The organism is Pseudomonas palleroniana (assembly GCF_003031675.1).
GTDB classification, from domain to species: domain Bacteria; phylum Pseudomonadota; class Gammaproteobacteria; order Pseudomonadales; family Pseudomonadaceae; genus Aquipseudomonas; species Aquipseudomonas palleroniana.
Map to the genome: position 1 here is coordinate 74,902 of NZ_PYWX01000066.1, position 21,101 is coordinate 96,002.

Below are 21,101 nucleotides of genomic sequence, written 5' to 3' on the forward strand. Positions count from 1 at the left end.
GAGCCTAAGTCGTTGTTCTATATGGTGCCGGCACCAGGAGTCGAACCCGGGACCTACTGATTACAAGTCAGTTGCTCTACCAACTGAGCTATACCGGCGTGTTAGGGCGACGATTATAGCGATTGGCAGGCATCTGTAAACCCCTGAATTCTGACTATTTTTGCAAATACAGAGGTTTTTTTGAGCAGGCCGTATTTTAATTGCGGCGAGTCGTGCTCCGGGGCCGTCAAATCAGCTCAGTTGCCATCGCCACAGTTGTCCGTGAATTTCATGTACTCCAACACCCGGGTCTGGTTCTTTGAGTCGAGATAGGTCATTCGCGCGTTCACTATGCCGCATCCCGAGCGGGAGTCTTCGCTGGTGGAGAGTACGCGCTGGATGTCTGGCTTGGGGGTTGCGCCGGCGTGTGCGGTGGCGGTCAGTGCAAGCAGGGCGGCGGCGATCAGGGGTTTCCAGTTGTTGGGGTTCATCGTGGTGTCCTCAGGGTCAGTGATGGGGTGAGGTCATTGAGCGCCTGGGAGGTATCTGGTCTGTGTCGTCGATCTCGGGTTTTGTCTCGTTGTGTATTGGCTGAATATTTATGTACTTGCCGATACGAAGGAGGGCTGAAGGGGGAAGGGGCAGTATGTGGCTGGAAAGCCATTTAATTGACTTAAAGCCGTTCGTCCGAAAAATAATCTGCTAAAACATCAAAATAATGACACTTTTCTGTGCCTGACCCAGAATGCATTCACCGGGACGCCTATAAAAAAGACCTGCGGCTAGTGCCTGCTTGCCGAACTTCACGTCTTTAAGCTGCGTCGTGAGGAGAAGGCTATGAGCCTCAGCGAAGAACTTTTGGCGTTATTTGGCAAAGATGTCAGCCACGATGCCCAAGGCATTAATGCGCGGATGCACTTTTTTGGCAGTGTGCCTGGCGACGAAAACACCCACTCACATTCCCCGCCCGCCGATATCGCGGTTGTGCGCGCCAAGGTCGTGGCGCTGGTGTCTATCAATGGCGGCGTTGGGCGCAGCACGTTGGCCACGGCCTTGAGCAGTGGCTTGCAGCGTCATGGTGAGTCAGTGGTGGCGCTGGATCTGGACCCGCAAAATGCCTTGCATCATCACTTCGGCGTCAGTGCGGCGTTACCCGGTATTGGCCGCACCAGTCTGGAGCATGGGCAGTGGGGGGCTTTGCAACAGCCCAGCTTCGCCGGTTGCCAGGTGATTACCTTTGGCGATATCGATTTCCAGCAGCAGGAAAACCTGGAGCGTTGGCTCAAGCATGAACCCGGTTGGTTGGCGCAGCGTCTCGCGTCCCTGGGCCTGAGCGAGCGGCAAACGCTGATCATCGATACGCCTGCCGGTAATAATGTCTACTTCCATCAAGCGCTGAGCGTTGCCGACGTGGTGCTGCTGGTGGTTCATCCCGATGCTGCGTGTCTTGCCACTCTGGAGCATTTTGACCAACTGCTGGCGCCCCATCTTGAGGGCTCTCGCCCACCCTCTGTGCATGTAGTGGTCAATCAGGTGGACGAGAGTGATGCCTTCGGCCTGGACATGGTCGAGGCCTTCAAGCAGCGCCTGGAGTCCCCACCATTTGAAGTACATCGTGACGTGGCAATCAACGAGGCGCTGGCCTTTGCGGCAGACCCGTTGGACAGCGCAGCCAAGCGGCTGGCCGGAGACGATATCAATGAGATTTGCCTGGCATTGAAGGCACCGAAAAAGAAACCATAAAGCGCGCTTTATAGGCTTAATGCCAGATGCTTATGCACAATCGGTTGGTTGCGGCTGTCAGGCGACGGCCATTTTGTGGAGCGGTTCTCAACACGCTGCAACTGCCTGTTTTGTGTGCATTTTATTTTGTGAACAAAAAATGACCAGCGTGCCTTTTGGCCTGCAGCGCTGATGGGAACAGCCTCTGTAAAGAATTCATCAACAGAGTTATCCACAGGGGCATGTAGGAAATTTTGCCCCTTAATCGCGCTCGGCCAGCACCATCAAGTTGCGTGGGGTCAGGGCGGGCTCACAGAAGCTGCCTATCTCGACCTTGTAGCCCTGTTCCGACAGATAGAGCGCCCGGTCCAACACTAGCCACATTTCCAGCGGGCGTCGAAACAAGCCTCGGACCAATTCCAGGTTGCGTACCTGTGCCAGGCGGCGCCAACCCTCGGCCTCCAGTGCAGCCCAATCCTGTTCACCTGTGGATAAGCCCTTGAGATTCGCCAGTTCCCGGCAGTAGTCGGCGAAGGATTTGCCCAGCCAACTGGCGGGCAGCGAGGGGGTGGGTAAGTAGTCGTCGTGGCCGCGTAACTGGCGTTGCAAGTGATCAAAGCCCAGGCGTCGAGCCATGGAGGTGTCACGTTGTTGGCGCACGCGATTGCCGGCGGTGACGGTTTCGCTCAATGGCAGGCCCAGGTCATCTTTTGACAGGCGCAGGCCTGACGTACGGCCGGCGCTCGATAGCGGTTGGTAGTGCTCGCCATTGATGCGGTTATAGCAGCAGGGCGCCAGCGCCAGTTGTTTGCAGCCGGCAGCACTGGCCAGTTGCAACAGGCGCACGTGCAAGTCGCCGCAGGCGTGCAAGGCGATGGGCGTGTGGGCGGGGCTGAGTGTCACATCCGCCATCACGTCTTGCAGGCGATGCGTGACCGGCAATCGGTGGTGCTCGCTCAGCGCCTGGCCTGAAGCAATCAATGCCGGGTCGTATTCCAGGCAAGTCAGTTGCTGGCCGGGTTGCAGCAGGCGACGGCCGAGATGACCTTTGCCGGCACACCAGTCCAGCCAGTGGCCAGGTGTTTCGGTGAATTGCAATGCGGCGCCGAAGGCTTCGATCTGCTGCCATTTGCGGCCGGGCACGTCGACGTTCAGGCGGTGGCGGGCCGGCTCCAGTACGCGTTTGGGTAACTCGTCCACTGCACTGAGGCGCAATGCCCGCTCCGCCAACTGTGGAAAAGGCGCAGGCGCCGCTAACGCGTGGGCGTGGTTGTGGCTGGCTTCGGCATCCGCCAACGAGCGTTGGCGAAGCCAGTGGGCCAACTCGGGATGCGCGGCTTCCCAGGGTAATTGCAGGTGTGTAAAGGGCCGTGGTCGCCACAGCCCTTGATGCTCGACCAGAAACGCATCCAGCGCTTTGAAACGGGCCTCAGCGTCCCTGGCAGGCATCGACGCGCAACCAGCGTTCGAGCAGTTTGAAGCCGCGCACCAGGATGTAAGCCATCAGCAGGTAGAACAACCCGGCGGCGAAGAAGATCTCCACCGGCAAGTAGGTGCGGGCGATGATCGTACGCGCCATGCCCGTCAGTTCCAGCAAGGTCACGGTACTGGCCAGGGCACTGGCCTTGAGCATCAGGATCACTTCGTTGCTGTACGCCGGCAGGCCGATGCGCGAGGCGCGGGGCAGGATGATGTAGAACAACGTCTTGGGCTTGGACATGCCCAGGGCGCGTGCCGCTTCGATCTCACCCGGCGGGATGGCCTGGATCGCGCCGCGCAGGATCTCGGCGATATAAGCGGCGGTGTGCAGGGTCATCGTCGCCGTGGCGCACCAGAACGGATCGCGCAGGTAGGGCCAGAGGACGCTCTCACGGACCGTATCGAACTGTGCCAAGCCGTAATAGACCAGGAACAACTGCACCAGCAGGGGCGTGCCCCGGAAGAAGAAAATGTAGGCGTAGGGCAGGGCGCTCACGTACCAGCGGCGCGAGGAACGGGCGATGCCCAGCGGGATCGCCAGCAGCAGGCCGGCAATCACCGCGATAGCAACCAGTTCCAGCGTGAGGGTGGCGCCCTGGGCGAGCTTGGGCAGCCACTTGATGATCACGGCCCAGTTCAGGCCCAGGTCGAAATACGCCAGCCAGCTGTAGTCGCCGCTCATTGGGTGCTCCTTGCAAAGCCGCGGGCGGCGCGTTTTTCCAGAAAGTGCATGCCGGTCATGGCCAGCACGGTGAGGCCCAGGTACATGAATGCCGCGACCATGAAGAAGGTGAACGGCTGCTTGGTCACGGTCACGCCGATCTGGGCGTGGCGCATGATTTCTTCCAGGCCGATCACCGAAACCAGTGCAGTGTCCTTCATCAGAATCATGAACAGGTTGCCCAGGCCGGGCAGGGCGATGCGCCACATCTGCGGCATGATCAGGCGGGTGAAAATCCTGAACTTCGACAGCCCCAACGCCACACCCGCTTCGCGGTGGCCCTTGGGAATGGCGAGGATCGCGCCACGGAATACTTCCGTGGCGTAGGCGCCAAAGCACAGGCCGAGGGCGATCACCCCGGCGGCAAAGGCACTGAGAGAAAGGTCGGGGTTACCGAAGAACTCACCGAGGGCACGCATCAGGTTGACCGTGCCGAAATAAATCAGCAGCACCCACAGCAATTCGGGAATACCGCGGACGATGGTCGAGTAAGCGCCGCCAAGCCATTGCAGCGGCTTGTACGGGGACGTCTTGGCCAAGGCGCCGGCAAGGCCCAGCACCAGCCCCAGGCACAGGGCCGTGAGCGCCAGTTTGACGGTCATCAGCGCGCCGGCGGCAAGTGCCGGGCCGAATCCGTAGAGATCGAAATTCATGGTGTTTTCATATCGCAAGGCAGAGCTTAAAGCCGGCGTGCTCCGCTGAGCACGCCGGGCAAGTCGTTCAGGTCATTCGATGCTGAACGGGAAGTACTTGTCGTTGATCTTCTTGTAGGTGCCGTCTGCCTTGATCTCCGCCAGGGCTTTGTTCAGGCGCTCGCGCAGTGGGTCGCCCTTGCGTACGGCGATACCGATCTTGTCGCTTTCTACAACCGGGTCGCCTTTGAACTCGTAGGCCGAACCGTCTTTGCTCTTGAGCCATTCGTATTGCACGTACTTGTCGGCGAGGATGCCGTCCAGGCGCCCGGACGTCAGGTCGAGGTAGGCGTTTTCCTGGGTGTCATACAGCTTGGCGGTGGTGTCCGGCAGCTTGTCTTCCAGGTAAGTACCGGCCAGGGTCGCTCGCTGTGCGCCGATGGTTTTGCCCTTCAGGTATGCCGCGTCGGTCTTGAAGTCCGCAGTGGCTTTCGGCGCGATGAATTGCAGCTTGTTGGAGTAGTACGGGTCGGTGAAGTCGACGGCCTGCTTGCGTTCATCGGTGATCGACAGCGAAGACACCAGGAAGTCGAATTTCTTGGCGTTCAGGGCCGGGATGATGCCGTCCCAGTCGGAGACATACACTTCACACTTCTCGACTTTCATCTTGGCGCACAGGGCGTCGCCGATGTCTTTGTCGAAGCCCACGACGTTGCCGCTGGCGTCTTTATTGTTGAAGGGCGGGTAGGCCGCTTCGATCCCCATCTTCAGGGTTTCCGCCATGGCTGTGGCGCTGAACGCCATCGAGACGGCCGCGGCCAGAAGGAATTTTTTATAGTTCTGCATGCATGTTGCTCCGTTAGCGGTTGCTGGACATGAATTGTTTGCAGCGTGCCGAAAGCGGGTTTTCAAACACCTGCTGTGGCGATCCTTGTTCTTCGACCAGGCCCTGGTGCAAGAACACCACTTCGCTGGACACCTGGCGGGCAAAGCCCATTTCATGGGTGACCAGCAGCATGGTGCGGCCTTCTTCGGCCAGTGCGCGGATCACATTAAGTACTTCCTGAACCATTTCCGGGTCAAGGGCCGAGTTCGGCTCGTCGAACAGGATGACCTTGGGCTGCATCGCCAGGGTGCGCGCAATGGCCGCCCGTTGCTGCTGGCCGCCGGACAGTTGCGCAGGGTAAGCGTGGCGTTTGTCGGCGATGCCGACCTTGGCCAGCAGGGCTTCGGCCACTTCAATGGCTTCAGCCTTGCTCTGGCCGAGCACGCGGCGGGGCGCCTCGATGATGTTGTCGAGGATGCTCATGTGCGGCCACAGATTAAAGTTTTGAAACACAAAACCAATTTCGCTGCGCAGGCGGTTGATCTGTTTGCCGTCGGCAGCCATCAGCTCGCCGTTTTTCGCGGCCTTGAGCTTGAGTTCCTCACCGGCGACCAGGATCTGGCCCTGATGGGGGTTTTCCAGCAGGTTGATGCAGCGCAAAAAGGTGGACTTGCCGGAACCGGAGGAACCCAGGATCGAGATCACGTCGCCGTCGCGGGCGGTCAGCGAGATACCTTTAAGTACCTCCAGCTCACCATAGCGTTTATGCAAGTTGCGGATTTCAAGCGCGGGCGTGGCCTCAGCCATGTGCGGTCCTCATTGTGTTCGTTGCGTTCGACGCTGTTGGGCCGCCTTCCTGGCGAGGCGCCAAGCTAGCATAGCGTTCGGATGGCAGCCAACAGCGCTGCGGGCGGTTAACGGGTGGTCTGCGGCAGGGTGTCGCATCGGCACAGCAGCGTGTCGCGCCATCTACAACCTGACAGACGTTTGAACCCGGTAAATCCACAGGCTTCGCGTAAAAAAGGGCGCGATGGTGCCAGCTTTGGGCGGGTGTTGGAAGGGTTAACCGGGCAAACGGTGCTTATCAGCCCTTTTATGAGGCGTCACGTACTTTTTGTGTGTGCTTTTGGTGCGTTTGTTCGTCTTGAAAGTGGGTCGCACGGTAACGCTATAGCGGAATGCCATTGTTCTCAATGACTTGCGTCGGTTGTTGAATCGTCCTACAGCCCGCGTCAATCGCGGCTTTGTAACATTTTGGCGCAAATCTTGCGTAAAAAATAAAGAACGCCCCGTTGGTTTCTTTTCACGAGAAAGACTGCAGGCGGGACCGACCGTTTTCGCAATTCCTCGCAAAGGTGTGTCAATGAGTAGTACGCAAAGCTCCAATGACCTCGAACAGGGGCTCAAACCGCGTCATGTCACCATGCTGTCGATTGCCGGCGTTATTGGTGCCGGTTTGTTTGTCGGCTCTGGCCATGCGATCGCTGCAGCCGGCCCGGCCGTGCTATTGGCCTACGCGGCGGCCGGTACGCTGGTGGTATTAGTGATGCGCATGTTGGCCGAAATGGCCGTTGCGTCGCCGGACACCGGTTCGTTTTCCACTTATGCCGACCGTGCGATCGGCCATTGGGCCGGTTTCACCATCGGCTGGTTGTACTGGTGGTTCTGGGTGCTGGTGATTCCGCTGGAGGCCAACGCCGCTGCGACCATCCTTCATGCCTGGTTCCCCGGCGTGGCAATCTGGGCGTTTACCCTGATCATCACCTTGCTGCTGACGGCGACCAACCTGTTCAGCGTGAAGAACTACGGTGAGTTCGAGTTCTGGTTTGCACTGATCAAAGTGGTGGCGATCGTCGGCTTCGTGATCCTCGGGTTGGCGGCGGTTTTCGGTTTCCTGCCAACCAGCCAGGTCAGTGGCGTCTCGCACCTGTTCGACACCCAGGGCTTCATGCCTAATGGCATCGGCGCAGTCTTGGCGGCCATCCTGACGACGATGTTCTCGTTCATGGGCACCGAGATCGTCACCATCGCGGCGGCTGAATCGAAGAACCCCGGCCAACAAATCACCAAGGCCACCAACTCGGTGATCTGGCGGATTGGTTTGTTCTATCTGTTGTCGATTTTTATCGTCGTATCCCTGGTGCCATGGAACGATCCGACTCTGGCGGCGGTAGGTTCCTACCAGACGGTGCTGGAGCGCATGGGCATCCCGAATGCCAAGTTGATCGTCGACCTGGTGGTCTTGGTTGCGGTGACCAGTTGCCTGAACTCGGCGCTGTACACCGCCTCGCGCATGCTGTTCTCCCTGGGGCGTCGCGGTGATGCGCCGGCTGTATCCAAGCGCACCAACAAAAGCGGCACGCCTTACTGGGCGGTGTTGCTGTCCACTGGCGCGGCGTTCCTGGCGGTGTTTGCCAACTACGTGGCGCCGGCGGCAGTGTTCGAGTTCCTGCTGGCCAGTTCCGGTGCCATCGCGTTGCTGGTGTACCTGGTTATTGCGGTGTCACAACTGCGCATGCGCCAGAAGCGCACGGCGGCGGGCGAGAAGATCGCCTTCAAAATGTGGCTGTTCCCGGGCCTGACCTACGCGGTGATGGTGTTCATCGTCGGTACGTTGACCGTCATGCTGTTCCAGGAAGCGCATCGGGTCGAGATTATCGCGACCGGCATCTTGAGCTTGTTGGTGGTGTTGGCGGGGTTGGTTGTGGCAAGCCGTCGCAAGGCTCAAAGAGTGGGTGCTGCAGTACTGAACTGACACGCCGCAGAACAAAAATGTGGGAGGGGGCTTGCTCCCGATAGCGGTGTGTCAGTGCCAGATACTCTGACAGACCTGATGCTATCGGGAGCAAGCCCCCTCCCACATTTCGTTCTGCGTCAGCCTTCCGAGTTCGCGAGCGCTTGGGAGGCTGCCACGTAATCGGCCTGGAACTCTGACGATTCGATCCACGCCAGCGCCGCCGCTTCGTCATCGCTGTCCGTGGCCCACTGCCGATACTCGATCAGCGCCGCCAGGATAAAATCGGTGGCTTCCTCTTCGCCTTCCTGCTCCAGCACCAGTGCCAGCAAAGGGTGCGACAGGAATGCCGCACACAGCGCCTGCTGGCTGATTTCACCGGCTGTGCGCATTTCAACAAACAGCTCGGTCAAATCCACCGATTCAAGGTCGATACGGCTGTCATCGCCGGCGAACGCATCCGGCTTCGCCGCGACGGCGCGTTGGGTGCGGTTTTGCTTGGCCTTGGCCTTTGCCCGGTGGGCACGTTTTTGCTGTTTGTTTGGCGAAGCCATGGGCTTGCGTCCTTGGTTCAGGATCGGGGTCGGGTATTGAAGCGCAGGTTGGGTGAAATCCCAAGGGAATCTACGTACGTTCCGTCACTCGGTGCCCGGGCGTACCGTCTGCCATCTCGCCTTTTTGTAGCCACGCCAGTGCGATGGGCCATAGTCGGTTCTGGTACTCGCTACGGAAGAACGCGAAATGTCCGACGTTTTTCTCGCCGATATTTTCGGGGGCAATCCGCCAGTGAGTACATTCGCTGTTGTTGAAATAGCCCAGTAACCGTTCGATGGCCGCCACGGTGCCAAACGGGTCGTCGGTCATGCTGATGGCCAGTATCCGCGCCTTCACGCGGCTAAATGGCAGCTCACCCAGGATGCGACCGCTGGGGCGTCTTTCGTAACTCGAGGTCGGTGTGGCCCAATCCTTCACCACGCCCGTCGGCGTGTCCTCCAACCAGCCCAGACGCTTGCCGGGGAAGTAACCGCACAGTGCCGTCAGCAAGGGCATCGCCACATGCCATTTGGCAAGCATGCGCCAGCGTTCGCTTGCGTGATAATCGCGCCAGTAGGCGAACTGCGCGCCTACCGTGACAACCCGCCGAATCACCGCTCCCGATGCCCCCAGTCCGGCAGCGCAACCGCCGAAACTGTGGGCGACCACATCAATCGGTTGCCCGGGAAATTCTCGCTGAGCCCGTTGCAGCATTGCCTCGAAATCCAGCACGCCCCAATCTGACCAAGAGGCCTTGAAGCCGCGCAGGGAGCCGTCCCTGGATTCGCCGATGCCGCGATAGTCGTAAGTGATGACGTCCAAGCCATTGGCAAACAGATAGTCGGCAAAGCGTGAATAATGGCGGCAGCGCACGGACGTGGCAGCGTTGATGATGACCACCGGGCGTGTTGGGTCGGTACGGATGTGCCGCCAGGTGAAGCCGCCGATAAGGTAGCCGTCGGCGGCAGCTTGTCGAAAGGTTTCCGGGGCAGGTCGGGTCGGCAGGTTCATCGGTTGCCTCAATCCATGCGCTTGTAGGGTAAGCCTGAAGACTCATGCGCTTTTTTATAAGAAGCCGAAATTACCAAATTTAACCTGCCATGCGTGCAGAAAGTGCCGGTATGCTCGGTGTATCGCGTCGGCCGCCCAGGCTTGCGATCGTGTTGATTGAACAGAGTTGGCCCATGACCCGCGACACCCTCGAACATCACCAGATTCCTGTGTACTTTGCGGCGGTCCTGCTGGCTGCCTGCTTCGGCTTGCTCGCGCCCGTGGCCGCCCAAGGGCTTGGCATGCTGGTCATGCCCGCCATTGCGGTGCTGATGTATGCGATGTTCCTGCAAATTCCGTTTCTGGACCTGCGCCAGGGCTTGATCAACAAACGCTTCCTCTGGGCATTGTTGCTGGCCAATTTCGTCCTGGTGCCATTGCTCGTATGGGCGTTGACGCGTGGCCTGGTGGAGCACCCGGGGTTGCTGGTGGGGGCGCTGTTGGTGCTGCTCACGCCGTGCATCGACTACGTGGTGGTGTTTACCCATATCGGCAAGGGCGATTCGCGGTCAATGCTGGCGGCGACGCCGCTGCTGTTGTTGCTGCAGTTGGTGTTGCTGCCGGTTTACCTGAGTTTCCTGTTGGGCGCGCAGTTCGAGGGGGTAGTGGCGGTGGGGCCGTTTGTCGAGGCATTCCTGGGGTTGATCGTGGCGCCGATGATCCTTGCGGTGCTGACCACGGCTCTGGCGCGCCGCTCCAAGATTGTCGGCGCGTGGAGCAATGCCTGGGCCTGGCTGCCGGTGCCGGCGATGGCGCTGGTGCTGTTTGTGGTGATCGGCGGGCAGATCAGCGCAGTGGTGCGCGATATCGGCCTGTTGTTGCCGGTGGTTCCGGTCTACCTGGGCTTCCTGTTATTGGCGCCGCTGATGGGCGCGTTTGCATCGAAGTTGTTCGCTTTGCCCGCGATGACGGCGCGGGCGGTGACCTTCAGTGCATCGACCCGCAATTCGCTGGTGGTGCTGCCCCTGGCGTTGGCTCTGCCCGAAGAGGTGCGAGGTATTGCCGCAACGGCAGTCATCCTGCAAACACTGGTCGAGTTGGTGGGGGAGCTGATCTACATTCGCCTGGTGCCACGGTGGGTGTGGCCCGCCAATCGGTAAAGCGTGAATGTTGGGTTTTGTTCAGGCGTCATTCAGGACGGGCTGCGGCACCATAAGTCGGCGCACCCTACCTGAAAGGACAATCGATGGACCACCGCAGTCGTTTTCGCCTGGAGTCCCTGGGCATTTTTCTGATCGCCTTACTGCTATTCACCCTAGGGATCTGGGATCAGCAGCCCCAGGGTTTTGATGGGCGTTGGGCGCTGTTTATGCAGGAAATGTTTCGCCATGGTGCGAGCCTTTTCCCTACTACCTATGGTCAGCCGTATGCGGATTACCCCGGCACGGCGACTTTCTTCAGTTTTGTGTTTGCCCGGTTGTTTGGTGCGCCGAATCACTTGGCGAATGTGCTGCCTACGGCGCTCGCCTCGGCAGGTGTGGTCGCCCTGATCTACCGCTTGCTGGCGCCTGCTGGCCGTCCTTGGGCGTTGCTCACGGTGTTGCTGACGCTGCTCACGACCCAGTTATTGGAAAAATCCCGCTCGGTCTGCCTGGACCAGATGGTCGCGTTGTTGTGCGTCGGCAGTTTTTATCTGCTGCACAGCGGCGAGCGTCTGGGTTCGCGGGTGCGGCAGTTGGCGGTGTTCCCGCTGTTCGTCCTGGGCTTCGCGATTCGCGGGCCGCTGGGGTTGATCGAGGTGTGCGGGGTGGTGTGCGTGTATTGGGCGCTGGCTCGGCCAGGCGAGAGGGTCAAGCAGGTGCTGGTCCACGGCGTTGTCGGGTTGGTGCTGCTTGCGGCGTGCTGGTGGCTGCTGATGAAGCTGGCACGTATCAGTGGCGGCGATGCCTTTGCCGATGAAGTTTTCAAAATGCAGGTGGGTGGCCGTCTTGATGAGTCGGGCGAGCCGTTTTATTTCTACTTCAAGCTGAGTTTGTATCGCTACTTCCCTGTGGTGCCGATGGCGCTGGCGACCTTGATTGTGCTGCGTCAGCGTTGGTCTGAGCGCTGGGCGAATGAGGACATGCAGCTTTTTTGGCGCCTGGGCGCGTGTGGCTTGATGATTTTGCTCGGCCTGTCGGTGCCACACTTCAAGCGTGCTTACTACATCCTGCCAATGGTGCCGATGTTTGCCGCTGTCGCCGCCTATGGGCTGCTTCACGCGCAAAATTGGTTGGTGGGTGTACGTCGCGGTTATGAATGGCTTGTCGCAGCGCTACCGGCCTTGGGCGTGGTTGTGCTCTTCGTCTGTCGACAGGTATGGCAAAAGCACGGTTACTGGCCTGATGTTTCGCTGCCGCTGCTGATCGGTGTGCTGGTCATTCTTCAAGTGGCGGCCCTGGTGGCCTGGCGGCGGGAGCTGAGGTTGGTGTCGCTCAGTGTGATCGCGCTGGCGGCGCAATGGCTGCTGCTGGTGGCGGTGATCGAGCCGGCCAAGGACCTGCAATTCGATACGCAGCGGTTCGTCAGCCAGGTAGAAACACTTCGGGTATCGCAGCCCGGCCCGTTGGTGTTTGTCGATCTGGCGCGGGACACCTGGGCCATACGCTACATGATGAACCTGGACCACGATGAGCAGCCGCTGTTCGTGGGGCGTAACGAGCTTGAGAAGTTGAACGCGTTGCCGCGTCCATCCTGGGTGATTGTCTCGCGTAAAGAGACTGCGCTGTTGAAGGGCACGCCGGTGCAGCAACTGGCGCCCAGCTTCGAAGGGCGCTTGAATGACAATCCGTTGATGGTGTTTTTGCTCAATTAAACCGCGGAACCAGTGCAGGCTACTTGCACTGGTAGCCCTCCGGCATCTTCACGGTGTAGTTGCGTTGCACGCGATCCTGAAAATTCAGGTTCTGCAAACCCTGTTCAACCAGGAACGCCTCGACTTTGGCCGCCTGGCAATCCTCGTTGTAGGACGTTGCCCGAAGCACATACACCGCGCGCCGGCTCGCTTCGTCCCGAGCCGTGGCGGTGAACGTGGTGAGCGTGGTGTAGCCGGTTCGCTCCGAGGTGCCCACTGGGCCATAGGTGGTATTGGGTTTGCTGGTGCAGGTCAGTTGATCGTCTTTTTTCTTGCTCTTCTTGCACTCAGTGGTAGTGCTGGTCGGCACCTGGCCGTACTCGGTGGCGGTGTAGCGGTAAGTGACCTGGCGGCTGTCGACATCGAGCGTGACGGTCATTCTGATCGGTGCAGGTTTCTGAGGCAGGGTGGTGTCAGTGAACACGTTGCGAAAGCCCTGGTCCTTCATGGCCCTGACCATGTCTCGAAGGTAGTAGCGCGCATTGAGCGTGTTCTGCGCATTGCCGCCAACGGAGGTCGTCACCAGTACGGTTGCCTCTCGATCAAAGTGATAGTCCGGATCAGGCGTTGCGTTGATCGAAACATCCATTTGCGTGGCGCATCCGCTGAGCAGTGCAGTCAGCAGTAACAGCGCGCAGGACAAATACCGGGTCATGAAATCACTACCTTGCAGCCAGAAATGTAAAAACTAGACGATTGAGCCGCACGATAAACAAGCTTCAATTTGGGGCAGTCCGGCGTGGCCCTGAGTTCGTCCAGCCGGCGTTAAATCGTGGGCAATAAAAAACCCCAAGGAATCATCTTCGCTTGGGGTTTTTCGGTATTAGTGGTGCCCAGAGACGGAATCGAACCGCCGACACGGGGATTTTCAATCCCCTGCTCTACCGACTGAGCTATCTGGGCAACGGGGCGCATTAAACGGGTTTTTCAGGGGGTCGTCAAGCAAGTTTTCAAAAAATATTTAATTATTACCGTCGCTTACGTTCCGACCCCGGTTTTTGATCAGTTATTGAGCAGGTGGCACGTAGCCGTCGGCCTTGGCGTAATCTTCGCCGGAAAAGAACTTGTCCATTTCGCCCTGCAAGTATTTGCGGTCTTCGGCGTTCATCATGTTCAGGCGTTTTTCGTTGATCAGCAGGGTCTGGTGTTTCTGCCAGTCGGCCCATGCCTGGGCAGACACGTGATCGAACACATCCTGGCCCTTGGCGCCCGGATACGGTGGGCGTTCCAGGCCCGGCAGTTGTTCTTTGTACTTGCGGCACATTACGGTGCGGGTCATGACGACTCTCCTGCGTTCAATACATCGGCCGCGCGCTTCAGCAATTTTTTGACCGGGGCGGCGAGGCCCAGGCGCGGCGGGGTGGCGAGGTTATACCAGAGCCAGTCGGCCTCGGCCACGTGATGGACGGTTTCCTCAACCTGCACCAGCCACGGCTCGATGGCCAGCTGGAAGTGGCTGAAGGTGTGGATCAGCCCGGGCAGTGGCTGCTGCTTGCCCAACGCCAGCGCGTGCTGGTTGGCGAGGTGGTCCAGGTCTTCCAGGTCATCCAGCTCCGGCAGGCTCCACAAACCGCCCCACAGGCCCGTGGACGGGCGTCGGTAAAGCAGGATCGCGCCTTCGGTGTTGGCCAGCAGCGGCATCAGTGTGCGCTTTTGCGGGATGGTCTTGCGCGGCTTGGGGACCGGGTAGCGCGTCTCCAGGCCGAGCATGTGGGCTTCGCAGCCTTTTTCCAGTGGGCACAGCAGGCAGCTTGGCTTGCTGCGCGTGCAGAGCGTGGCGCCCATATCCATCATCGCCTGGGTATAGGCGTTGACCCGGTCATGCGGTGTAAAGCGCTCTGCGGTAGCCCACAGTTGCTTGGCGACCTTGGGTTCGCCGGGGTAGCCCTCTTGCGCGGTAAAGCGCGCGAGCACGCGTTTGACGTTGCCGTCGAGGATCGGGGCGCGCAGGCCCATGCTCAGGCTGGCGATCGCGCCGGCGGTGGACAGGCCGATACCGGGCAGCGCGGTGAGTTTTTCGACATCGCGGGGAAATTCGCCGCCGTATTCGGCGACGACGATCTTGGCGGTCTTCTGCAGGTTGCGGGCACGGGTGTAGTAACCCAGGCCCGTCCACAGGTGCAGCACCTCGTCTTCCGGCGCGGCGGCCAGGGCCTCGACCGTCGGCAGCGAGGCCATGAAACGATCGAAGTAGTTCAACACCGTGCTGACCTGGGTCTGCTGCAGCATGATCTCCGAGACCCACACCCGGTAAGGCGTGATGCCCTGTTGCCAGGGCAGGTCATGGCGCCCGTGGCGGTCGTACCAGTCGAGCACCGCCTGTGAAAATTGCTCGTTTCTCATCGTTTGAACAGGCCTTTCAGGGCGTCTTTCAACTGTGGGTTGACCTTGTCGAGCTTCTCTTCAAGCTTGTCGCTGAGCTTGTTGCCGGCCGCCTTGAGCGCCACCTGGGTCAAGCCATCCTTGTCCAGGCGGCAGGCCTTGGCGCCCAACTCCAGCGGGCCACGGCAGCGTAGCGGTACTTCGATACCCTGGAAGTTGCTGCCGACCTGGCAGGCCGGGTCCGGAACGTCGCGCTTGTCGCCTTCGACGATGATGCCGACGCGGTAGTCCATGCCCAGTACGCGCAGGTCGACGTCACCGTTGCCGTTGACCGTCAAGCCCGGGATGCGCACTTTCAGGTCCGGGTTGCTGGCCACGCCGTTACGGAAAGTCAGGTTGCCGCGCAGTTCCTGGAAGGGCGTGTCCTTGCCCTGTGGGGTGCTGCTCAAGGTCTTGCGGTTGAGCAGGGCGATGCCGGTGCACAGTTGCTGTTCAAGGTTGGCATTGAGCAGCATGCCGTTGTTGATCACAAAGCTGGCGGTGCCGTTGAGGCTGTCGACCAGGGCTTTCTGGCTGTTGCCACGGCCTGTGAGGTTGCTGTCCAGGGAGACCTGGCCTTTCACCGGCGGGTTTTGCCCCTGGGCTTGCAGGATGCGTTCGACCGGCACTTGCTTGATATGGGTTTGCAGCGCCACGACCGGGATGTCCTGGCGCACATCCAGCGTACCGTTGGCTTGGAACGTACCGTTGTAGAGACCGCCACTCAGGTTGTCGAGCTTGAGTTGGCCGTCGATGCCGGAGGCTTGGAGTGCAGCATTCTGGATCGGCAGCTTGCTCAGGGTCAGTTGGCCGAAGGCCAGGTCGGCGTTCACATCCAGGGTGCGCAGGCGGGTCAGCGGCAGCAGCCTGTCGGTGCTCCAGGCGCCTTTGGTCGGGGCGTCCGGCAGCGGTGTGGTGCCACCGGCGGCCATGGCGCCCATTTCGCTGTTCTGGACTTCGGCCTGGCGTGCGGCGGCGGCGCCTTTGGCGGACTCGGATTTAGGCGGCAAGTAGTTGTCGGCATTGAAGGTATCGCCCTTGAGCTGCACGCGCAGGGACTGCTTGGCGAAGTCATCCACGGCAACGCGACCGGTGAAGGTGCTGCCATCCAGCTTGAGGTTCAGGTCTTCCAGGGCCACGCTGGTAGGCGTGCCCTTGAGGCGGCTGACCAGTTCGACCTTGCTCAGGCTGCCCTCGGCCATCGCCGGCAGTGGGTGGCCGACGCTTTCGAGAAACTTGGCCAGGTCAAATTGGGCAATGGACAGGGCACCGTTGAGCTGCGGGGTTTTGTTCAGGTCGTTGACCTTGAGTTCACCCAGCGCGCGTAACTGGTTGGCGGACAGTTTAAGGTTGGTCCATTCGGCGATATTGGCCGCCAGGTCCACCAGCACCTGACCCTGGGTGGAATAGGTCATGGTCTTGCCCTGCAACGGCTCGCCGGTGGCCTCGCCGCTCAATCGCATGTCTTCGAGCTGATAGCGTTTGAGGGCGTTCTGGATGCGCAGGTTGCCGGTGAGCTCGGTCTTGACGCGCATCAGCGGTTGGCTGGTGCCCAGGAATGCGGTGAGTTTCAGCGGGATGCTGGCGCCTTCGTGGACGGCGCCGGCACTCAGTTGGATGCTTTCGGCGCTGAACTGCTTGCCGGTCTGCTCGTCGTTGTATTCAACGCGGGCGTTGTTGATGGTCAGGCTGTCGATGTCCAGGCGGATCGGCTTCGGCGGTTTTTCAGGCTCCGGCTCGGCAGGTGCTTGCACGGGAGCGGGAACCGGGGCGTCGGCGCTCGTCACAGGCACGTTCTTGCCGATGTCTTCCCAGTCACCGTGGCCTTGCTTGTCGCGGTTCAGGCGCAGGTTGAGGCCCTCGACGCGCACGTCGCTCATCTGCACTTCACGACGCAGCAGCGGCAACACACGCACCGACAGGCCGAGCATCTGCAGGTCGGCGAATGGATTGGTCGGGTTGGTCAGGGTGGCGACGCTGGCTTCGTGCAGTTCCAGGCCCAGCCAGGGGAACAGGCTCCAGCCGATGTCGCCATTGAGCGTCAGCTCGATGTGGGCCTTGTCGCGGGCAATCTGGCGAATCTCGTCTTTGTAGTCGTTGGGATCGAAGAGGTGGGTCAGGGCGAAGCCCAGGGCCACAATGATCAGCAACAGCCCGAGAAGTACCAGACCCAGGATTTTGCCGAACGCTTTCATGGGCGAGTCCTTGTATGTCGAATTCAAAATTTAGCCGAAGAGTATAACGCCCGCAGGCTCTCGTCAGTTCACGGATCGTTACATTGTATCTAGACCCTGTGAAACGGGATTTTGGCGCCAAAAAATACAGTTATTGCGAAAAAGGTGATATCAGTTTGGTTTTTCTGTCATCCGCAGGTGCTAATCTGCGCGGGTTCGTCTGCCTTCTGCGACACTGCGTCGCGCCCTTAAGGAGCTTCTCCTCAACAAAAACGGCCATCGCTTTGCGTGTAAGGCCGAGTGAGAGAGCGCCCGACGAACAACAATCAATAACTGGGGGAAACACCAATGAGCACTAGCACTGCGACGAGTAGTACTGTCGCGCAGCCTGCGTTCCTGTCCAAGGAACGCATCATCGCCAAGCCAGGGTTCAACCGCTGGCTGGTTCCGCCGGCCGCCCTGGCCATTCACCTGTGCATCGGCATGGCCTACGGTTTCTCGGTGTTCTGGCTGCCGCTGTCCAAGGCGCTTGGCATCACCGCGCCGGTCGCCTGCGCGCCGGACATGAGCTTTATTGCCCAAGTCTTCTCATCCCAATGTGACTGGCCCATCTCCATGCTGGGCTGGATCTACACGCTGTTCTTCATCTTCCTGGGTTGCTCGGCAGCGATCTGGGGTGGCTGGCTGGAGCACGCCGGGCCACGCAAGGCGGGCGTTGTATCGGCTCTGTGCTGGTGCGGCGGCCTGTTGATCTCGGCGTTGGGTATCTATACCCACCAGATCTGGCTGATGTGGATCGGCTCCGGGGTCATTGGCGGCATCGGCCTGGGCCTGGGCTACATCTCGCCGGTATCGACCCTGATCAAGTGGTTCCCGGACAAACGCGGCATGGCGACCGGCATGGCAATCATGGGCTTCGGCGGCGGCGCGATGGTCGGTGCACCGCTGGCTGCGGCGCTGATGGGCCACTTTGCGTCGCCAACCAGCGTAGGCGTCTGGCAGAGCTTTCTGGTGATGGCGGCGATTTACTTCGTGTTCATGATTGGTGGCGCCTTGTCGTACCGCGTCCCGCCGACCGGCTGGAAGCCTGAGGGCTGGACCGCTCCGGCGAAAAAAGCCAGCAATGCGATGATCACTCACCGTCATGTCCATGTGAACGTGGCCTGGAAAACCCCGCAGTTCCGCCTGGTATGGCTGGTGCTGTGCCTGAACGTTTCCGCCGGTATCGGCATCCTCGGCATGGCTTCGCCGCTGTTGCAGGAAGTGTTTGGCGGCAAGTTGCTGGGTGTCGATGTGCCGTTCGGTCAGTTGGATGCGGGGCAGTTGGCTTCCATTGCGGCGATCGCGGCCGGTTTCACGGGGCTGTTGAGCTTGTTCAACATTGGTGGCCGGTTCTTCTGGGCGTCGTTCTCCGACTACCTGGGCCGCAAGAACACCTACTTTGTGTTCTTCGCCCTGGGCTTTGCCCTGTATGCGCTGATTCCGAACCTGGGGCACCTGGGTAACGTGGCGCTGTTCGTGGCGGCGTTCTGCATCATCCTGTCGATGTACGGCGGTGGTTTCGCGACGGTTCCGGCTTACCTGGCCGACCTGTTCGGCACCCAGATGGTCGGCGCGATCCACGGTCGCCTGCTGACCGCCTGGGCCGCGGCGGGCGTGTTGGGTCCGGTGCTGGTGAACTACCTGCGTGAGTATCAGTTGAGCATCGGTGTTGAGCGCGCTGCGGCCTACGACATCACCCTGTACATCCTCGCCGGGCTGTTGGTGCTGGGCTTTATCTGCAACATGCTGGTACGTCCGGTGGCCGACAAGTACTTCATGACCGACGCCGAATTGGCCGCCGAACAGGCGCTGGGCCATGACAAGGGCGCGGATGCCACCACTTCCCTGGAGTGGAAGGCAGCGTCCGGTAGCGTGCCGTTGGCCATCGCCGCGTGGCTGGTAGTGGGCATTCCGTTGGCGTGGGGTGTGTGGGTGACCCTGCAGAAAACCGCAGTCCTGTTCCACTGATACAGCCTTGTAGTGAGCGGGCTCGCCCCGCGCTGGGTGGCGCAGCCGCCCCAACAAGGACGTCGCGGTGTTTCAGGAAAACCGCGGTGCCTGGGTTTGGGGCGGCTGCGCCACCCAGCGCGGGGCGAGCCCGCTCACTACAGGCTTTCACATGTATGCACATGTCTATCCTCGCTTCAACTCGTCAGTCTTGTCCCCTTCGATGTTTCTGTTTAGCGCCCGCACCCCTATAATGGCTGCCTTTTTCGCCCAATGATTTTGCGGAGTTGGTGATGGCCGAACGTAAGGCGTCCGTCGAGCGCGATACTCTGGAAACCCAGATCAAAGCCTCGATCAACCTGGATGGCACCGGAAAGGCCCGATTTGATATCGGCGTCCCTTTTCTTGAGCACATGCTGGACCAGATCGCCCGTCATGGGTTGATCGACCTGGATATCGTCAGCAAGGGCGACCTGCATATCGACGACCACCACACAGTGGAAGACGTGGGCATCACGCTGGGCCAGGCTTTTGCCAAAGCCATCGGCGACAAAAAAGGCATCCGTCGCTACGGTCACGCCTATGTGCCGCTGGATGAAGCGCTGTCGCGCGTGGTCATCGACTTCTCCGGTCGCCCAGGCCTGCAGATGCACGTGCCCTACACCCGCGCCACCGTGGGCGGCTTCGATGTCGACCTGTTCCAGGAATTCTTCCAGGGCTTCGTCAACCACGCATTGGTCAGCCTGCACATCGACAACCTGCGCGGCACCAACACCCACCATCAGATCGAAACCGTGTTCAAGGCTTTCGGCCGCGCCCTGCGCATGGCCGTGGAGCTGGATGAGCGCATGGCCGGGCAAATGCCCTCGACCAAGGGCGTCCTGTAATGCAGACGGTCGCGGTTATCGATTACGGCATGGGTAACCTGCACTCGGTGGCCAAGGCCCTCGAACATGTAGGCGCCGGCAAGGTACTGATCACCAGCGATGCCAAGGTGATTCGCGAAGCTGACCGGGTGGTGTTCCCTGGTGTGGGCGCGATCCGCGATTGCATGGCTGAGATCCGCCGCCTGGGCTTTGACAGCCTGGTGCGTGAAGTCAGCCAGGATCGCCCGTTCCTCGGCATCTGCGTGGGCATGCAAGCCTTGCTCGATCGCAGTGAAGAGAACGATGGCGTTGACTGCATCGGCTTGTTCCCCGGCCAGGTAAAGTTCTTCGGCAAGGACCTGCACGAAGACGGCGCCCACCTGAAAGTCCCGCACATGGGCTGGAATGAAGTCAGCCAGACAGTGGAACACCCGCTGTGGCACAACATTCCGGACTTGGCGCGCTTCTACTTTGTGCACAGCTACTACATTGCCGCCGGAGACCCGCGCCAGGTGGTGGGTGGCGGGCATTACGGCGTCGACTTCGCCGCAGCGCTGGCCGAAGGTTCGCGCTTTGCCGTGCAGTTCCACCCGGAGAAGAGCCACACCCATGGCCTGCAATTGCTGCAGAACTTCGCCGCGTGGGATGGTCGCTGGTAAATGGCCAAGAAGCCCAGGCCGCCGATCCTGAACCTCACGCCCGAACAGGAGCGTGAGGCTACCCACAAGATCAAGGTCTTCATGGAGGACCGCTTCGAGCTCACGCTGGGCTCGTTTGAGGTGGCCGAGATTCTTGAGCTGTTCACCACCGAAGTAGCGCCGCACTATTACAACCGGGCGATTTTCGACACGCAGACGCTCCTTAAAGAAAGGTTCGAAAGCATCGAAAGCGACCTGTGGTCGCTTGAGAAGCCCTGACTTCCCAAGCATTGCTGAATATCGAATAAGGTTTGCCAGATGCTGATTATCCCCGCTATCGATCTCAAGGACGGCGCCTGCGTACGTCTGCGCCAAGGCCGCATGGAAGACTCCACCGTGTTCTCCGATGACCCGGTGAGCATGGCCGCCAAATGGGTGGAAGGGGGTTGCCGTCGCCTGCATCTGGTGGACCTGAACGGGGCCTTCGAAGGCCAGCCGGTCAACGGCGAGGTGGTGACCGCCATTGCCAAGCGCTACCCGAACCTGCCGATCCAGATCGGCGG

Annotated in this window: 21 protein-coding genes and 2 tRNA genes; 9 read left to right on the forward strand and 14 right to left on the reverse strand. The window is 60.1% G+C overall.

Annotation, left to right across the window (positions count from 1 at the left end; all coding sequences use genetic code 11):
* Positions 1-22 precede the first annotated feature (22 nt).
* Positions 23-98 (reverse strand) — tRNA-Thr (locus C9383_RS22885).
* 138 nt (positions 99-236) lie between these two features.
* Positions 237-470 carry a DUF2790 domain-containing protein gene (locus C9383_RS22890; RefSeq protein ID WP_090367392.1) on the reverse strand — a complete coding sequence of 78 codons (234 nt, stop codon included), beginning with the start codon at positions 468-470 and terminating at the stop codon, positions 237-239.
* A gap of 346 nt (positions 471-816) precedes the next feature.
* Between C9383_RS22890 and bcsQ the strand changes: the two genes are divergently transcribed.
* A complete protein-coding gene (gene bcsQ, locus C9383_RS22895; RefSeq protein WP_090367390.1) occupies positions 817-1,722 on the forward strand; it encodes a cellulose biosynthesis protein BcsQ in 906 nt (301 codons plus the stop codon).
* A gap of 240 nt (positions 1,723-1,962) precedes the next feature.
* On the opposite strand, the gene C9383_RS22900 is transcribed toward bcsQ, so the two are convergent.
* The 5 genes from C9383_RS22900 to C9383_RS22920 form a co-directional block, all read right to left on the reverse strand.
* Positions 1,963-3,150: a methyltransferase gene (locus C9383_RS22900; protein ID WP_090367388.1), complete on the reverse strand. Its 1,188-nt coding sequence runs from the start codon at positions 3,148-3,150 to the stop codon at positions 1,963-1,965.
* On the reverse strand, positions 3,131-3,820 hold the full coding sequence (locus tag C9383_RS22905; protein WP_060754698.1) for an ABC transporter permease: 690 nt from the start codon (positions 3,818-3,820) through the stop codon (positions 3,131-3,133). The genes C9383_RS22900 and C9383_RS22905 overlap by 20 nt, the downstream gene beginning before the upstream one ends.
* 38 nt (positions 3,821-3,858) lie before the next feature.
* Positions 3,859-4,554 carry an ABC transporter permease gene (locus tag C9383_RS22910; RefSeq protein ID WP_053253867.1) on the reverse strand — a complete coding sequence of 232 codons (696 nt, stop codon included), beginning with the start codon at positions 4,552-4,554 and terminating at the stop codon, positions 3,859-3,861.
* Between the two features lie 72 nt (positions 4,555-4,626).
* A complete protein-coding gene (locus tag C9383_RS22915; RefSeq protein WP_060754625.1) occupies positions 4,627-5,379 on the reverse strand; it encodes an ABC transporter substrate-binding protein in 753 nt (250 codons plus the stop codon).
* Positions 5,380-5,392: 13 nt separating this feature from the next.
* Positions 5,393-6,166 carry an ABC transporter ATP-binding protein gene (locus C9383_RS22920; RefSeq protein ID WP_090367386.1) on the reverse strand — a complete coding sequence of 258 codons (774 nt, stop codon included), beginning with the start codon at positions 6,164-6,166 and terminating at the stop codon, positions 5,393-5,395.
* 556 nt (positions 6,167-6,722) lie between these two features.
* On the opposite strand from C9383_RS22920, the gene gabP reads away from it, so the two are divergent.
* On the forward strand, positions 6,723-8,114 hold the full coding sequence (gabP, locus tag C9383_RS22925; protein ID WP_060754624.1) for a GABA permease: 1,392 nt from the start codon (positions 6,723-6,725) through the stop codon (positions 8,112-8,114).
* 119 nt (positions 8,115-8,233) lie between these two features.
* Here the strand turns inward: gabP and C9383_RS22930 are convergent, their stop codons facing one another.
* Together C9383_RS22930 and C9383_RS22935 are read right to left on the reverse strand one after the other, a co-directional pair.
* Positions 8,234-8,647, reverse strand: a complete 414-nt coding sequence (locus C9383_RS22930) for a hypothetical protein (protein WP_090367384.1) — start codon at positions 8,645-8,647, stop codon at positions 8,234-8,236.
* Between the two features lie 70 nt (positions 8,648-8,717).
* Positions 8,718-9,638: an alpha/beta hydrolase family protein gene (locus C9383_RS22935; RefSeq protein WP_090367382.1), complete on the reverse strand. Its 921-nt coding sequence runs from the start codon at positions 9,636-9,638 to the stop codon at positions 8,718-8,720.
* 173 nt (positions 9,639-9,811) lie between these two features.
* On the opposite strand from C9383_RS22935, the gene C9383_RS22940 reads away from it, so the two are divergent.
* Together C9383_RS22940 and C9383_RS22945 are read left to right on the forward strand one after the other, a co-directional pair.
* Positions 9,812-10,777: an arsenic resistance protein gene (locus C9383_RS22940; RefSeq protein ID WP_090367380.1), complete on the forward strand. Its 966-nt coding sequence runs from the start codon at positions 9,812-9,814 to the stop codon at positions 10,775-10,777.
* A gap of 86 nt (positions 10,778-10,863) precedes the next feature.
* Complete coding sequence (locus C9383_RS22945) at positions 10,864-12,471, forward strand: ArnT family glycosyltransferase (RefSeq protein WP_090367378.1); 1,608 nt, start codon at positions 10,864-10,866, stop codon at positions 12,469-12,471.
* A 19-nt stretch (positions 12,472-12,490) separates the two neighbouring features.
* Here the strand turns inward: C9383_RS22945 and C9383_RS22950 are convergent, their stop codons facing one another.
* From C9383_RS22950 to C9383_RS22970, 5 genes are all read right to left on the reverse strand, one after another.
* Positions 12,491-13,165 (reverse strand): hypothetical protein, encoded by a 675-nt coding sequence (locus C9383_RS22950; protein ID WP_090367376.1) that lies wholly within the window; start codon positions 13,163-13,165, stop codon positions 12,491-12,493.
* Between the two features lie 172 nt (positions 13,166-13,337).
* A tRNA-Phe gene (locus tag C9383_RS22955) sits at positions 13,338-13,413 on the reverse strand.
* Between the two features lie 103 nt (positions 13,414-13,516).
* The gene (locus tag C9383_RS22960) at positions 13,517-13,789 is read right to left on the reverse strand and encodes an oxidative damage protection protein (protein WP_060754618.1); all 273 of its coding nucleotides are present in this window, start codon (positions 13,787-13,789) and stop codon (positions 13,517-13,519) included.
* Positions 13,786-14,853, reverse strand: a complete 1,068-nt coding sequence (gene mutY, locus C9383_RS22965; protein ID WP_090367374.1) for an A/G-specific adenine glycosylase — start codon at positions 14,851-14,853, stop codon at positions 13,786-13,788. The genes C9383_RS22960 and mutY overlap by 4 nt, the downstream gene beginning before the upstream one ends.
* Complete coding sequence (locus C9383_RS22970) at positions 14,850-17,066, reverse strand: AsmA family protein (protein WP_090367372.1); 2,217 nt, start codon at positions 17,064-17,066, stop codon at positions 14,850-14,852. The genes mutY and C9383_RS22970 overlap by 4 nt, the downstream gene beginning before the upstream one ends.
* 327 nt (positions 17,067-17,393) lie before the next feature.
* Between C9383_RS22970 and C9383_RS22975 the strand changes: the two genes are divergently transcribed.
* From C9383_RS22975 to C9383_RS22995, 5 genes are all read left to right on the forward strand, one after another.
* The gene (locus C9383_RS22975; RefSeq protein WP_060754615.1) at positions 17,394-19,055 is read left to right on the forward strand and encodes an OFA family MFS transporter; all 1,662 of its coding nucleotides are present in this window, start codon (positions 17,394-17,396) and stop codon (positions 19,053-19,055) included.
* 272 nt (positions 19,056-19,327) lie between these two features.
* Positions 19,328-19,921: an imidazoleglycerol-phosphate dehydratase HisB gene (hisB, locus tag C9383_RS22980; protein WP_017849940.1), complete on the forward strand. Its 594-nt coding sequence runs from the start codon at positions 19,328-19,330 to the stop codon at positions 19,919-19,921.
* Positions 19,921-20,559: an imidazole glycerol phosphate synthase subunit HisH gene (gene hisH, locus C9383_RS22985; protein ID WP_060754614.1), complete on the forward strand. Its 639-nt coding sequence runs from the start codon at positions 19,921-19,923 to the stop codon at positions 20,557-20,559. Before hisB ends, hisH begins: the two co-directional genes overlap by 1 nt.
* Positions 20,560-20,817 carry a DUF2164 domain-containing protein gene (locus C9383_RS22990; protein ID WP_060754613.1) on the forward strand — a complete coding sequence of 86 codons (258 nt, stop codon included), beginning with the start codon at positions 20,560-20,562 and terminating at the stop codon, positions 20,815-20,817.
* Between the two features lie 39 nt (positions 20,818-20,856).
* A partial coding sequence (locus C9383_RS22995) for a HisA/HisF-related TIM barrel protein (protein ID WP_249031092.1) occupies positions 20,857-21,101 on the forward strand: 245 nt, incomplete at its 3' end.

What these genes read in the sequence shown, in the direction of transcription:
- C9383_RS22890 (WP_090367392.1), bottom strand. Translation starts at nt 470, where the DNA reads ATGAACCCCAACAACTGGAAACCCCTGATCGCCGCCGCCCTGCTTGCA.
- bcsQ (WP_090367390.1), top strand. Translation starts at nt 817, where the DNA reads ATGAGCCTCAGCGAAGAACTTTTGGCGTTATTTGGCAAAGATGTCAGC.
- C9383_RS22900 (WP_090367388.1), bottom strand. Translation starts at nt 3,150, where the DNA reads ATGCCTGCCAGGGACGCTGAGGCCCGTTTCAAAGCGCTGGATGCGTTT.
- C9383_RS22910 (WP_053253867.1), bottom strand. Translation starts at nt 4,554, where the DNA reads ATGAATTTCGATCTCTACGGATTCGGCCCGGCACTTGCCGCCGGCGCG.
- C9383_RS22915 (WP_060754625.1), bottom strand. Translation starts at nt 5,379, where the DNA reads ATGCAGAACTATAAAAAATTCCTTCTGGCCGCGGCCGTCTCGATGGCG.
- C9383_RS22920 (WP_090367386.1), bottom strand. Translation starts at nt 6,166, where the DNA reads ATGGCTGAGGCCACGCCCGCGCTTGAAATCCGCAACTTGCATAAACGC.
- gabP (WP_060754624.1), top strand. Translation starts at nt 6,723, where the DNA reads ATGAGTAGTACGCAAAGCTCCAATGACCTCGAACAGGGGCTCAAACCG.
- C9383_RS22930 (WP_090367384.1), bottom strand. Translation starts at nt 8,647, where the DNA reads ATGGCTTCGCCAAACAAACAGCAAAAACGTGCCCACCGGGCAAAGGCC.
- C9383_RS22935 (WP_090367382.1), bottom strand. Translation starts at nt 9,638, where the DNA reads ATGAACCTGCCGACCCGACCTGCCCCGGAAACCTTTCGACAAGCTGCC.
- C9383_RS22940 (WP_090367380.1), top strand. Translation starts at nt 9,812, where the DNA reads ATGACCCGCGACACCCTCGAACATCACCAGATTCCTGTGTACTTTGCG.
- C9383_RS22945 (WP_090367378.1), top strand. Translation starts at nt 10,864, where the DNA reads ATGGACCACCGCAGTCGTTTTCGCCTGGAGTCCCTGGGCATTTTTCTG.
- C9383_RS22950 (WP_090367376.1), bottom strand. Translation starts at nt 13,165, where the DNA reads ATGACCCGGTATTTGTCCTGCGCGCTGTTACTGCTGACTGCACTGCTC.
- C9383_RS22960 (WP_060754618.1), bottom strand. Translation starts at nt 13,789, where the DNA reads ATGACCCGCACCGTAATGTGCCGCAAGTACAAAGAACAACTGCCGGGC.
- mutY (WP_090367374.1), bottom strand. Translation starts at nt 14,853, where the DNA reads ATGAGAAACGAGCAATTTTCACAGGCGGTGCTCGACTGGTACGACCGC.
- C9383_RS22970 (WP_090367372.1), bottom strand. Translation starts at nt 17,066, where the DNA reads ATGAAAGCGTTCGGCAAAATCCTGGGTCTGGTACTTCTCGGGCTGTTG.
- C9383_RS22975 (WP_060754615.1), top strand. Translation starts at nt 17,394, where the DNA reads ATGAGCACTAGCACTGCGACGAGTAGTACTGTCGCGCAGCCTGCGTTC.
- hisB (WP_017849940.1), top strand. Translation starts at nt 19,328, where the DNA reads ATGGCCGAACGTAAGGCGTCCGTCGAGCGCGATACTCTGGAAACCCAG.
- hisH (WP_060754614.1), top strand. Translation starts at nt 19,921, where the DNA reads ATGCAGACGGTCGCGGTTATCGATTACGGCATGGGTAACCTGCACTCG.
- C9383_RS22990 (WP_060754613.1), top strand. Translation starts at nt 20,560, where the DNA reads ATGGCCAAGAAGCCCAGGCCGCCGATCCTGAACCTCACGCCCGAACAG.